We start from the raw sequence: 13,142 nt of genomic DNA, 5'->3' as shown, positions 1-13,142 counted from the left end.
GTTAAACGCCATTGCCGTTGCCATGTCGATATCTTCAGTCGGCCGTAACAGTTCAGCATGTTTTAAGGCGGCATCTATGGTATTGACTAGAATAGCACGGTCTTTGTCGAGGTAATCTAGCGCACCAGCAAAAATGAGTGATTCCATGACTTTCGGTTTAAAATGCTGTGCACTTAAGGCAACAGCTAAATCAAAAAGATTATTCAACGCCTCTGGATTTGATTGACGTAAAGCAGTCACTTTTTCTATCAAAGTATGCGGTACTCCCTTAATTCCTGATAAGCTATAGCGAATACCTTCATTTTCTACAGTAAAATATTTCGTACTGTTTTTTAATGAGGGTGGATAAAAAAGGATACCTTTATCTTTTGCCTCAAGGACAAAATGTTGAATCTTCTCTATATTTCCTGTTGCATTTGATAATAACGCTGCATAAAAGCTTAAAGGAAAATGAGCTTTTAAATAGGCCATTTGATAAGAAATTATACTATAGGCCACAGCATGACTTTTAGGGAACCCATAATCCGCAAAACGAACAATGAGTTCGTATACTTCTTCTGCTACATGTTGATCAAATCCTTGCTTTAATGCACCATTAACAAATGAAGCACGTTGCTCCTCTAAAACTTGACGATTTTTTTTACTTACTGCACGGCGTAGCAAATCTGCTTGTCCCATTGTAAAGCCCGCCAGAACAGATGCAATTTTTATAATTTGTTCTTGATAAACAATAACGCCAAATGTCTCTTGTAAGATAGGCTCTAATACAGGGTGGGGCATAACAACCATTTCTTTCCCAGCTTTTCGTCTAGCATAGACTGGGATAAAATCCATCGGACCTGGACGATAAAGTGCGTTTACCGCGACAATATCTGAAAAGCTCGAAGGTTGAATATCCCGTAAAGCTTGTTTCATTCCATCTGATTCTAATTGAAAGATACCTGATGTATCTCCACGTTGTAAAAGTTGAAACGTTGTTTCATCATGCATAGGGATGCGTTCAAATTCTATCCAGGGTCCTCCCGCTTTATAGATTGACCAACGTATTTGCTCTAAAATCGTAAGATTGCGCAAGCCTAAAAAGTCCATTTTAATGAGACCACACGCTTCAATATCCCCCATCGGCCATTGTGTACTATATATACCATCATGTCCTTCTTCAATAGGTACAGTGTTTACTAACGGAGATGGAGCGATGACAATACCCGCTGCATGTGTGGAGGAATTTCTCGGCAGTCCTTCTAATTTAAGTGCTACATCCAACCACTGCTGATGCTTTTCATTCTCCGCTAACCAGACTTGAAAGTCTTGTGATTCTGCCACAGCCCTTTGTAAAGTAATACCTGGCTTATTAGGAATCATTTTCGAGATTTTTTCTAACGTCTCGGCCTCAAAGCTAAAAACCCTCGCCACATCTCTAGCTACTGCTTTTGCAGACAATGTCCCAAATGTAATAATTTGCGCAACATTCGCTTTGCCATATTTTTGTGCAACATACTGAATAACCTGGTGCCTTTTACTATCGACAAAATCGATATCAATATCAGGTAAAGAGATTCTTTCAGGATTTAAAAATCGTTCAAATAATAAACCATAGGCTAGTGGATCTACTTGTGTTATGAATAGGCTATAGGCCACAAGCGAACCCGCGGAGGAACCACGACCAGGTCCAGTCAAAATACGATTTTCTTTCGCATAACGCATAAAGTCTGCAACAACTAAAAAATAGTCAGCAAAGCCCATTGAACAAATAACTTCCAGTTCATGTTGTAACCTTTCCTGATAGACAGTCGGAATTGCCATTTGATTCAAGCGTTTTTCCAATCCTGAAAATGCTTCACTAACCAAGAAACTTTCAGCTGTTTCACCTACAGGCAAAGGATATTTAGGCATTTGCACAGGCATTTCAGGGATACTAGCTGTGCAACTAGCAAGCATGTTTACGCTAGACTCCAACCACTCTGGTCGATCAGCAAACCAATTTTGCCATTCATATGCCGTAGGAGCAAAATAGCCTTGTAAGTCAGCCGTTAACAATGTACCACCCAGTTTTTCTCCCGTATCAATCGCTCTAGCCACCTCATAAGCAAAGTGATCTTCTGGACGTAAAAAATAACAACTTTGAGTGGCAACAAGTGGAATTGTCTGTTCCTCGCACCAAACAACTATATCTCCTTCATTAGGTGCTTTTACCCCTCCAGGTCGTGCAATTCCCATATAAAAATGATGGTTAAATAGCTGGACAAAAGCAGTAATTATTGCCTGCCAGTCCGTTAAGTCCACAAAATCACTTGTAGAAAGCATGGCGATACATCCTGCTGCATATCCCTCAAGCCACTTCCATGGCAATACTTCATCATGTCTAATTGAAATAGCACTACTAATCTTTAAAAGATGCTGATAGCCTTCTTGAGTCTGTGCATACAGTACAACGGGTATACGATGATCCTGCCACTGTACGATAACCGAAAGCCCTATGACCGCATGGATATTTGCTTGCTGCAACGCTTTACAAAAAGGCAAAAGCCCGTACAACTTCGTATTTACGATTGCACAGGCCTGTGTTTTTTGCTCTTGTAAAAAAGGAATCAATTGTTCAAGCCGAATTGTGCTTTTCAATAAATCCGCGCTCGTATGCATCTTTGTATATACATGTGTCAAATGAATCCCTTCCTTTTCTCTCTTAATGATATGCTTTACAAATTTCTTGTAATCTTGAAATAACGGCGTCTGCCTCCTCCCATGAATAAGCAGTAGCTCCAGAGGCTAGCGGATGCCCACCCCCGTTAAATTCCTTCGCTAATGTATTAATAATTGGACCCTTTGAACGTAGTCGTACTCGAATTTGATCTTCTTCTTCAATGAACACTACCCATGAGCATATTCCTTTTACACTGCCCAGACAGCCTACTAGTAAAGAAGCCTCTGATGGAACTGTCTCATACTGTGCTAGCAAATCCTTTGACAGCTTCACATAGGCAGCTCCATGCTCATCCATTACAAAATTTTGATAAATATAGCCTTGTAAATTAAGTAGCTTCTGATCCATTTCATACATGCCATCAAAAATTTCATTTCGATTAAAATCATATGTAATCAAATCTGCAGCAACTTTAAATGTTTTAGAGGTTGTACTTGGGAATTGAAATCTGCCTGTATCCCCTACAATACCTGCAAATAGTAATCGTGCTGCGGCATCTGATAATTTCCAGTCTGCAACTACCTTACCTTCTTCATACAATTCATAAATCATTTCACTGCAAGAGCTTGCTGTTGTGTCAACCCATAAAAGATCACCATAAGCATCATCATTTGGATGATGATCAATTTTAATTACCATTTTCCCTTTGGTATAGCGCTGGTCGTCGACGCGCTCTGTATTGGCAGTGTCTGTCACGATGACTAAGGCATTTTCATAAACATCATCTGCTATTTGATCAGGCTGTGCCATAAATGATAAAGAAGCATCATGGTCTCCTACAGCATAAACCTTTTTCTCAGGATAATTTGCTAAAATAATCTCTTTTAATCCTTGTTGTGAGCCGTAAGCATCCGGATCTGGACGTACATGACGATGAATTATGATTGTTTCATTGGCCTTAATTGTGTCGATGATTTGTCTTTTCACCATAAATTCCTCCAAAATGATAGTAAGAACCGTTAGCATTTTTCCAAAATAATCGTTACAATAATGTCTAGTTATGCTAGGAGGTTTACTATGCTCAATTTAATATTTGTGTTCACGATAATCATATCATTTGTCTTCTATTTTTATTTTAAAACAAAACAGTTTCGTTCTCCATTACCGATTGCCAAGAATTGGTACAAGAGTAAAGCGAATATAGGCTTTGGTTCCTTCCTAGTGTTTTTTGGATTAAATCAAGCCTATCTATTCCCTACCTTGTATACATTTATTATTGTAGCAATTCTAGTCGTGCTCGGCATCTTTGTCATTTTAGAAAATACAAAAAAAGCACGCCATTATGGGCAATTTGTTGAAGAGGAATTTCGTATAAATCAATAATTATGTAACAAAGGGATGACCAAGCAATTGCTCTAGGCCATCCCTTTTTAATCGTTAACGTTCTAATAATTGGAACATCATCATTGCCTTACCGACAAGCATTTGTTGATTATACACTTCAAAATCCATTTTCACAAACTTACGACTCATATCTAATATTCGAGGCTTAACTGTAAGTGTACTTTCCATCTGTACGGGTTTAATGAAATAAATCGTCATATTCTCGGCCACAGCATCTCCACGTTTGCGACGTTTTAATGCAAATGAACCTACCTCAGCTAATAACGTTGTAAAAGCACCATATGAGATTGCTCCGTATTGATTGGTCATTTGTGGCGTGACTTTAAATTCGACAATAAGTTCCTCATCACCTAATACCTTCATTTCATTTTTCACTAAATCATCAATTGTTTCACCATGCTGCGGCTGTCTTTGTGCTAGTTGTAGTGCCTTTAGTACATCCTGACGACTAATGACACCTTGCAGAATATTATCATCATCCACAATAGGTAAGAGGTCAATCCCCTCCCAAATCATCCTATGCCCTGCAGAAGCAACACTCATTTTCATGGAGCCAGCAATCGGATTTTTCGTCATAACTTTTTCAATAAGCTCGTTTTCTTCACGTCCAATGACGTCTTTTACAGTAATCATCCCGACAAGTTTATTTTGATGAGTGACAACTGGAAATGCACCGTGTGTTGTACGTTCATTCAGCTTCTGGAAATGATGAATTGTTTCATCATTCTTTAACGCAGCCGTGTCAGTCATTGGTACATAAATGTCTTCGATAAACAAAATGTCTTTTTTGATTAATTGGTCATAGATTGCTCTGTTAATCATCGTTGCAACTGTAAAGGTATCGTAACTTGTTGAAATAATTGGTAAATCTAATGAGTCTGCAAGCATCTTATTATCTTCTGTAGTATCAAAACCGCCAGTGATTAAAACCGCTGCACCTGCTCGTAGTGCATTTTCATGTGCTTTAATACGGTTCCCTACAATCAATAAGCTACCTGCATCTGTATAGCGCATCATGTCCTCTAGTTGCATTGCACCAATGACAAATTTCGTTAGCGTTTTATGTAGACCTGATTTTCCACCTAAAACTTGGCCATCGATAATATTGACAATTTCTGCAAAAGTCAAACGCTCAATATTTTCTTTCTTTTTTTTCTCAATACGAATTGTTCCAACACGTTCTATCGAACTTACTAAGCGGCGATTTTCCGCTTCTTTTATGGCGCGGTAAGCAGTCCCTTCGCTCACTTGCATTTCCTTCGCAATTTGACGTACTGAAATTTTATCGCCCACGGGTAGTGATTCGATGTATTGTAAAATTTTCTCATGTTTTGTAGACAAAATATCACCTATTTCCTAAGCTTCAATTCTGCTCTTAGTGTACCATATTTTTTATAAAAATATTTAATATAAAGTGAGAAAAAGTTTAATACTGCCCATCATTTCAACTACCGTCGTGGTGTCAATTTATTAGTACAGCAACCGTAAGGATTAGAAACAGTTTACTTTTTCACCCGCTTTTAAAATCTGAACCTCAGAATTTTGCACTAAATCTGCAAAAATTTGTGGATCTTGCTCGATTGGTGGGAATGTATTGTAATGAATCGGTACAACTATTTTCGGCTTCAAGAATGAAACTGCACAAGCTGCATCCTCTGGTCCCATTGTAAAATTATCTCCAATTGGTAAGAAGGCAATATCGATTGGATGTCGGTCACCGATTAACTTCATATCTCCAAATAGGGCCGTATCGCCTGCATGATAGATTGTTAATCCTTCAATAAATAATAAAATCCCCGCTGGCATGCCCATATAAATAATTTCATTATTATCTGTTACATAAGATGATCCATGAAAGGCTTGAGTAAACTTCACTTTACCAAAGTCAAATTCTTTAGCACCCCCGATATGCATTGGGTGTACTTTAACACCTTGCCAAGATAGCCAATTCGCTAATTCATTTGGAGCAATGACTAACGCATCTTTTTTCTTCGCTAGTTCCACCGTGTCTCCAACATGATCATTATGTCCATGTGTCAGTAAAATAATATCTGGTGTCTCCTCAGCAACGTTTAAATCTGTTTGTCCATTGCCATTAATGAAAGGGTCAATTAAAATTGTTTTCCCATTTGTTTGAATTTTGACAACTGAATGTCCATGATAACTGATTTCCATTTTTAAAATCCTCCCCGAATTATAAATTACAGTCCATCATTTTAATTCGCTACTCATGCGTATTTTCCCTTTTTTTGATATGCTTGTACAGAGAATAATCGTAGACTTCTCTAATAGACTTATACCCTGTTAGAGCACCATTATTCAGTACTAAGAAAGGCATCGACATTTTTTGTCGAAACCTTTTAACGTATCATTTCCCATGTAATAAAAGGAGGACATATTTATGTCAAAGGTTAAAGAAATCCAAAGTTATTTGCAGCAAAATCACATTGATGCAGCATTCGTAACAACACCTGACAATGTTTTTTACGTATCAGGCTTTAAAAGTAATCCACATGAAAGATTACTAGGGGTTATGATTTTTAAAAATGCTGAGCCTTTTCTAATTTGTCCACAAATGGAGATTCCAGATGCGAAGGCTGCAGGTTGGAATTACGAGGTTATTGGTCATCAAGATACAGAAAATTCGATGGACGTTCTTGCCCAAGCTATCACATCACGTCAAGTTAACCCAACTACGTTTGCCATTGAAAAAGCGCAACTAATCGTGGAACGTTTAGAAGCTTTACAACAATCATTCCCTCAAGCTAATTTTGTGCGCCTTGATGAAAAGATTAATGCCATGCGTGTAATCAAGGATGAAAGTGAATTAGAAAAATTACGTAAGGCTGCAGAATTAGCTGATTATGCAATTGAAGTTGGTTGCAAGGAAATCGCTGAAGGCAAAACAGAAATGGAAATTCTAACTGCGATTGAAAGTGCTATTCAAGATAAAGGGTGCAAAATGTCCTTTGAAACAATGGTATTAAGCGGTCCAAAAACTGCATCTCCACACGGGAAACCAGGAGCACGTAAAATTGAAAAAGGTGATATGGTACTATTTGACCTTGGGGTAATTTACGATGGCTATTGCTCAGATATTACGCGCACAGTTGCCTTCGGTGAACCTACTGAAGCACAAAAAGAAATTTATAATACTGTTTTAGCTGCCAACCAAAATGCAGTGGCAGCCGTCAAGCCTGGTATTCGTGCTATGGACTTAGATAAAATTGCTCGTGATACAATTACTGAAGCAGGTTATGGTGAATATTTCACACATCGCCTTGGGCATGGTCTCGGCATTTCTGTACACGAATTCCCATCCGTTACAGGCGCTAATGAAATGACAATGGAAGAGGGCATGGTCTTTACAATTGAGCCTGGCATTTATAAATCAGATGTAACAGGCGTACGTATCGAGGATGACGTTGTCGTAACAAAAGATGGCGTGGAGGTACTAACAAAGTTTCCGAAAGATTTAATCATTCTATAAGGAATACAAAAAAGGAAGCAACCTGTGTGCTTCCTTTTTCAATGATTTATTGAATTAATTCATCTACATTTACAAATGGCAGTCCTTGTGAATCTGCTACTGCTTTATACACAAGTTGTCCATCTAATGTATTGACACCTTTTTTAAGTGCCTCATTATCGAGACAAGCCTGCTTATAGCCTTTATTGGCAATTTGAAGTGCGTATGGAATAGTATTATTCGTTAAGGCAATAGTTGATGTACGAGGTACTGCACCTGGCATATTGGCTACTGCATAGTGTACTACACCATGTTTTACATATGTTGGATCATCATGCGTTGTCACACGATCAGATGTTGCAAAAATACCACCTTGGTCAATCGCGATATCTACCACTACTGAACCAGCTTGCATTGACTGAATCATTTCTTCAGATACAAGCTTAGGTGCTTTTGCTCCTGGAATTAAAACTGCACCAATGACTAAATCAGAATTTTTCACTGATTCTGCAATATTATAAGGATTTGAGATTAGTGTTTGAACCTCGCGACCAAACAAATCTTCTAATTGGCGTAGGCGTTCTGGGCTTAAATCAATAACTGTCACATCTGCCCCCATACCAACAGCGATTTTTGCAGCATTTGTTCCTGCGATACCCCCACCAATTACTGTCACTTTACCGCGTTGTACACCTGATACGCCTCCAAGTAAAATACCTTTACCAGCATGGTTTCTTTCCAAGAACTGCGCACCGATTTGCGTTGCCATTTTACCAGCTACTTCACTCATTGGTGTTAACAAAGGTAATGAGCCATTTGCTAATTGCACAGTTTCATAGGCAATCCCTACAACCTTTTTATTTAAAAGTGCCTGAGTTAATTCAACCTCTGGCGCTAAGTGTAAATACGTGAATAAAATTTGACCTTCATAAAAATAATCATACTCTGAAGCAACAGGTTCTTTCACCTTCATGATCATTTCTTGTGACCATGCTTCTTTAGCTGTTTGAACGATATGAGCACCAGCTGCAATGTAATCAGCATCCGTAAAGCTTGATCCTAAACCTGCTCCTGTTTCAATGTACACCTCATGACCTGCATGAGTTAAAGTAACAACTCCCGCAGGTGTCATTGCTACACGATTTTCATTGTTTTTAATTTCCTTTGGAATACCAATCTTCATTGTTTCCTATCCCCTTCCATAACTTAAGAAATAAGCATCATATATGTAACTATGAATTGATGCACCCCTTGCAATTCCATATTACCAAACAAATGCAAAAAAAGCTTTAACTAAAGCAAATACAAATAAAATTTCTAACATTTCCAAAATACAAAATATTTAAACGATGAATTGGTTGAAAAACATTATATTTAGATAGCAAATTAATGAAACGAAAGGAACGTTAAAGAAGGCTATAGCTAATGCAAATTTAACTAGCAAAAAGACGTTTACACGCTGTAAATAGTGGGAATTAAGTAAGTAAATTTATTTGACATTTCTTCATGAAATGCCTTCACTTTTTCATAATTTTATTCCGGAAAGTATTTCCTTTAGAAAATCATTTGGTATAATCAACATATACAAATCAGGGAGGTTTTTCAAATGGCTAATCATTATAAAAGCATTGTTGTTGCAGTAGACGGTTCAAAAGAAGCTGAATACGCATTTCGTAAATCAATTGATGTTGCAAAACGAAACGAAGGTGCTGTATTAAATCTAGTAAATGTAATCGACACTCGTTCATTCGCTGCTATTGAGGCATATGATCGTTCTATTGCGGAACGTGCTCAAGCATTTTCTGAAGAACTATTAAATGGTTACAAAAAGCAAGCTGAAGATGAAGGCTTAACAAATGTGAATCTTATCATTGAGTATGGCTCACCAAAAAATATCATTACAAAAGAACTTTCTAAAATTGTAGATGCAGATTTAATTATTTGTGGTGCAACTGGTTTAAATGCCGTTGAACGTTTCTTAATTGGCTCTGTATCTGAAGCCATTGTACGTTCAGCTAAATGTGACGTACTTGTTATCCGTACACCAGAAAACTAATTCGCAATACATAAAAAGGTATCCTTTTAAAGGATACCTTTTTACTTCTATTGGAATCGTCAGGCTTACTTGCCCTCTTTCCACATTTTCACTTTTTCAAAGAATAATGCCAGAGCCTGTTTATTCTGCATATTTGGTACTTTTGCTAGTAGGACTTCTTTAGGCGCTTTTAATTCTTTCGCTTGCTTTTGTAAAATCACAATGCTTTTTTCTAATGTTTTATTGGCAAACATAGAGTCAGGTAATTGAATGATCGCCTGAATCCAAGCATGCTTTTGAATATATTTGTGTAGTTGCTTAGATTGTTCCGAATCGAAAAGATGAGAGGGCGCAAGGAAAAATAAATAGCCACCATCTTTTGTATAATTCATCGATTGTTCAATAAATAAATGGTGTGCATAACTCATTCCCTCTGACGGACATAGTTCATAGTTGAGTGCCACTTCTTCATTTGGATAATAGCCTACAGGTAAATCACAAACAACTGCATCAACTGGGTTTACCAATAAATCCTCTAAGGCATCTTGACGGTATAAAGAAATAGGCTGCTCTGTTAAGTCAGCAGTGGCCGCAGCAAGGCGAATAAGTAGTTCGTCCACTTCAACACCAGTAGCTTCCACTTTGCCATCTAATAGATTCATGACCGTCAGTAGTAAATTACCTGTACCTACTGCTGGATCCATGATTGAAATCTTTTCATTTTCAAGACGCTCTACAAAAATTTGTTCCACAAAATAGCCAACGAGTAAACCTAATGTATCTGGTGTCATTTGATGATTTGGCTGCGAACCTTTACGCATTCCTTTTAAAATGGCGATTTGAATAGCTTTACGAATATCCTCTTTTGTCGCACCTTGTTGTGAAAAATCAACTTCACCATCGAGCCATGCTTCTAGACCATCTAGTAACCCCTCTAACAGTGTTATATTGTGTTCTTTTTCGATTTTTTCGGCATGCTCATTAAGCAAACCAAATAATTTCTCGATATTTTCCATAGATAACTTCCTTTCACACAGAAAAGAGCCGTGACAAAACACGTCACAGCCCATTTGTCTAGTATTATCTTAGCCTAAAAGCAGCTCATTATGCTAGTGCTTTAACAGCTGCAACGGCCGCTTCATAGTTTGGATGATCTGTAGCTTCAGGTACATACTCAACATATGTCACTTTATTATTTGCATCCACAACGAAAACTGCACGTGTCAGAAGACGTAATTCTTGAATGTACACGCCATATGCTTCACCAAATGAAAGGTCGCGGTGATCAGAAACAGTTTGAACTGCATCAATACCTGCTGCCCCACACCAACGCTTCTGAGCAAATGGAAGATCTACGGATACTGTATAAATGACTACATTATCGCCTAAATTAGCTGCTTCTTCATTGAAACGGCGTGTTTGCGCATCACATACACCAGTATCTAATGATGGTACAACACTAAATAAACGAATTTTTCCTTCTGAATCTTTTAATGTTACAGGTGATAGGTCATTCGCTAATACTGTAAAATCAGGAGCTTGATCGCCCACCTTTACTTCATTTCCTACTAGTGTTACAGGACCATTTTTAAATGTTACTTGTGCCATATAAACGCCTCCTAATCATCATATGTACATAATATTACTAAATGAAGGGAATTAATTGCAACTAAGTTAGCTTACTTTATTAGAATGTGCTATTAATAGGAAAGACTGCCTCACTATTATTTCGAGACAGCCTCTTGCTTACTATTCATTTTTTTCTTCTAGCTTGGCTAGTTCAGGTTTTTCCTCTTGCACTTGATTTTCTATCATCTCTTCTTGATTCAAAGAAGCTATAGGTACGACATCCTTTTCAATAAAGACTTTTTCGTGTACCACGGTTGTATCTGCAAAATAATCATGTAAACCCTGGTTTTCTGGTAGAATGACGACCAAAATATAAAGTGGCATAAAAACATTATTAATAATGCGGCCAATCCAATCACGGAATAACACATCTGACCATGTTAGCTTATCATGTTTTAATGAAATAACACGTAATCCAAAAACCATTTTCCCTAATGTTTGCCCAAAGAACTTTGTCATTAGCACAAAATAGCTATAATAGAGAATTGCCGTGATGAGAGAAATCGGCGCATACCAAACGGTGTCTGATAAGGACCAATCCATTAGATAAAAGATAGGATTGAAGAGTATTCCACCTACAGCAGATATTATGAAACCATCTAATAAAAATGCCCAAAATCGAATCCAAAAGCCAGCGGTTTTTAACGCATAGTTTGTAGGCTTTGCCGATTTTTCTGAGGTGTTGATAAGAAAGCCATTTTCCATAGAGGGTGAGCCCTGCATAACAATTTCATTGTTTGTCATTGTACTTCCCCCTTAGTATTCCCCATATAAGTACATCATTTTAGGCGCACTGTAGTCCGTCATAATTTTCATTAGCATCTTTTCTTCCGCAGATGGACCAAATATGGAGCCTATTTTCATACCAACATACGATTGCCAGCCTCCCATATCATATGCATACTCAAATAATGCAGCATCTTCAAGGCCATAATCTGCTCTTAACGCTGCGATAGCTGCTTCTTCATCCCCAATTTCATCAATTAAGCCTGCCTCAAGCGCTTTTGTACCACCAAGAATACGACCATCTGCCACTTTCTTCACGTCTGCTTCAGACATATTACGACCTTGCTCTACTATGTCCACAAATTCTTCATATGTTTCATTAATCATATCTTGCATCATGGCACGTTCCTCTGCTGTCACTTCACGCATTGGACTTAGCATATCCTTATGTTCACCTGATTTAAACGTTTCAAATTTCACACCAACTTTTTCAGCTAATGCTTGGTAGTTAATAGATTGCATAATAACACCAATCGATCCTGTAATTGTATCACGATGCGCAAATATTTTATCTGCAGGTGCTGAAATATAATATCCACCTGATGCAGCCATAGAATCCATAGATACATAAATCGGAATTTGACGTTCTTCTTTAATCTTTAAGAGCTTTTTATAAATATCTGCTGATTCTTTGACGCCACCACCTGGTGAATTGACACTTAAAACAATGCCTTGTACTGAATCATCATACAAAATATTATCCAATTGCTCTAGGAAAAATTGATGATCATAGGCAACTGGTTGCCATAATGTACTTGAGCCGATATCTTGAATTGTTCCATCTACCTTTAAATAAGCAATCCGCTTATCAAAATTATCTCCTTCAATTACATTTTCATATACATCTAAATTATTTCCTGCCATTAAACTATCAAAATTACCTAGGAAATCTGCTTTAAATAGAGCAAAAATGGTGTTAATCCCCAATGAAAATAATAAAAGAACACCTGCGACTACTAAAGCAACCCACCTTTTAACATTCATGTCTTTCCGCCTCCTTAACACGTAATACGAATGACTAGCTTTTTTGTTTCATTTTTTTGCAATTATATGCAAAAAGATTTATACTATTTATTTCCTCATAATACCTTACCTAAAAAAACAAAAAAAATCAAAGTCCATTGCCATTCTTGAACTTTGATTTTCGACATTATTTCCTAGGAAATGATAATTAGTGT

General features: G+C 37.5%; 12 protein-coding genes. 3 read left to right on the top strand and 9 right to left on the bottom strand.

Annotation, left to right across the window (positions count from 1 at the left end; genetic code table 11):
• Together RT445_RS01985 and RT445_RS01980 are read right to left on the bottom strand one after the other, a co-directional pair.
• Positions 1 to 2,661: DNA polymerase III subunit alpha (locus RT445_RS01985; RefSeq protein ID WP_313469529.1), on the bottom strand; the 2,661-nt coding region annotated here is incomplete at its 3' end.
• A gap of 22 nt (positions 2,662 to 2,683) precedes the next feature.
• Complete coding sequence (locus RT445_RS01980; RefSeq protein WP_274797367.1) at positions 2,684 to 3,628, bottom strand: DHH family phosphoesterase; 945 nt, start codon at positions 3,626 to 3,628, stop codon at positions 2,684 to 2,686.
• Positions 3,629 to 3,718: 90 nt separating this feature from the next.
• Between RT445_RS01980 and RT445_RS01975 the strand changes: the two genes are divergently transcribed.
• Positions 3,719 to 4,024: a YtpI family protein gene (locus RT445_RS01975; protein ID WP_274794075.1), complete on the top strand. Its 306-nt coding sequence runs from the start codon at positions 3,719 to 3,721 to the stop codon at positions 4,022 to 4,024.
• Positions 4,025 to 4,078: 54 nt separating this feature from the next.
• Here the strand turns inward: RT445_RS01975 and RT445_RS01970 are convergent, their stop codons facing one another.
• Both RT445_RS01970 and RT445_RS01965 read right to left on the bottom strand, forming a co-directional pair.
• Positions 4,079 to 5,386, bottom strand: a complete 1,308-nt coding sequence (locus RT445_RS01970) for a DRTGG domain-containing protein (protein ID WP_274794076.1) — start codon at positions 5,384 to 5,386, stop codon at positions 4,079 to 4,081.
• A 150-nt stretch (positions 5,387 to 5,536) separates the two neighbouring features.
• Positions 5,537 to 6,220 carry a metal-dependent hydrolase gene (locus tag RT445_RS01965; protein ID WP_312506604.1) on the bottom strand — a complete coding sequence of 228 codons (684 nt, stop codon included), beginning with the start codon at positions 6,218 to 6,220 and terminating at the stop codon, positions 5,537 to 5,539.
• Between the two features lie 226 nt (positions 6,221 to 6,446).
• Here RT445_RS01965 and RT445_RS01960 point away from each other — a divergent pair, with 226 nt between their 5' ends.
• A complete protein-coding gene (locus RT445_RS01960; RefSeq protein ID WP_312506605.1) occupies positions 6,447 to 7,535 on the top strand; it encodes a M24 family metallopeptidase in 1,089 nt (362 codons plus the stop codon).
• 46 nt (positions 7,536 to 7,581) lie between these two features.
• Here the strand turns inward: RT445_RS01960 and ald are convergent, their stop codons facing one another.
• The gene (ald, locus tag RT445_RS01955; RefSeq protein WP_274794079.1) at positions 7,582 to 8,697 is read right to left on the bottom strand and encodes an alanine dehydrogenase; all 1,116 of its coding nucleotides are present in this window, start codon (positions 8,695 to 8,697) and stop codon (positions 7,582 to 7,584) included.
• A 423-nt stretch (positions 8,698 to 9,120) separates the two neighbouring features.
• Here ald and RT445_RS01950 point away from each other — a divergent pair, with 423 nt between their 5' ends.
• Complete coding sequence (locus RT445_RS01950; protein ID WP_274794080.1) at positions 9,121 to 9,570, top strand: universal stress protein; 450 nt, start codon at positions 9,121 to 9,123, stop codon at positions 9,568 to 9,570.
• 65 nt (positions 9,571 to 9,635) lie between these two features.
• Here the strand turns inward: RT445_RS01950 and RT445_RS01945 are convergent, their stop codons facing one another.
• The 4 genes from RT445_RS01945 to sppA form a co-directional block, all read right to left on the bottom strand.
• Entirely contained in the window at positions 9,636 to 10,565 is a 930-nt protein-coding gene (locus RT445_RS01945) for a class I SAM-dependent methyltransferase (RefSeq protein ID WP_274794081.1), read from the bottom strand.
• An 88-nt stretch (positions 10,566 to 10,653) separates the two neighbouring features.
• Positions 10,654 to 11,157 carry a thiol peroxidase gene (tpx, locus tag RT445_RS01940; protein WP_274794082.1) on the bottom strand — a complete coding sequence of 168 codons (504 nt, stop codon included), beginning with the start codon at positions 11,155 to 11,157 and terminating at the stop codon, positions 10,654 to 10,656.
• A 141-nt stretch (positions 11,158 to 11,298) separates the two neighbouring features.
• A complete protein-coding gene (locus tag RT445_RS01935; protein ID WP_274794083.1) occupies positions 11,299 to 11,922 on the bottom strand; it encodes an RDD family protein in 624 nt (207 codons plus the stop codon).
• A 12-nt stretch (positions 11,923 to 11,934) separates the two neighbouring features.
• Positions 11,935 to 12,948, bottom strand: a complete 1,014-nt coding sequence (sppA, locus tag RT445_RS01930) for a signal peptide peptidase SppA (protein ID WP_274794084.1) — start codon at positions 12,946 to 12,948, stop codon at positions 11,935 to 11,937.
• Positions 12,949 to 13,142: the final 194 nt, after the last annotated feature.

The sequence above is a fragment of the Lysinibacillus sp. genome (genome assembly GCF_032093475.1).
Lineage (GTDB): Bacteria > Bacillota > Bacilli > Bacillales_A > Planococcaceae > Lysinibacillus > Lysinibacillus irui.
This window is presented reverse-complemented; position numbering and strand designations above follow the sequence as displayed.

Bases quoted from the DNA above. Each gene is read 5' to 3' on its own strand.
- RT445_RS01975 (WP_274794075.1), top strand. From the start codon at position 3,719: ATGCTCAATTTAATATTTGTGTTCACGATAATCATATCATTTGTCTTC.
- RT445_RS01965 (WP_312506604.1), bottom strand. From the start codon at position 6,220: ATGGAAATCAGTTATCATGGACATTCAGTTGTCAAAATTCAAACAAAT.
- RT445_RS01960 (WP_312506605.1), top strand. From the start codon at position 6,447: ATGTCAAAGGTTAAAGAAATCCAAAGTTATTTGCAGCAAAATCACATT.
- ald (WP_274794079.1), bottom strand. From the start codon at position 8,697: ATGAAGATTGGTATTCCAAAGGAAATTAAAAACAATGAAAATCGTGTA.
- RT445_RS01950 (WP_274794080.1), top strand. From the start codon at position 9,121: ATGGCTAATCATTATAAAAGCATTGTTGTTGCAGTAGACGGTTCAAAA.
- RT445_RS01945 (WP_274794081.1), bottom strand. From the start codon at position 10,565: ATGGAAAATATCGAGAAATTATTTGGTTTGCTTAATGAGCATGCCGAA.
- tpx (WP_274794082.1), bottom strand. From the start codon at position 11,157: ATGGCACAAGTAACATTTAAAAATGGTCCTGTAACACTAGTAGGAAAT.
- RT445_RS01935 (WP_274794083.1), bottom strand. From the start codon at position 11,922: ATGACAAACAATGAAATTGTTATGCAGGGCTCACCCTCTATGGAAAAT.
- sppA (WP_274794084.1), bottom strand. From the start codon at position 12,948: ATGAATGTTAAAAGGTGGGTTGCTTTAGTAGTCGCAGGTGTTCTTTTA.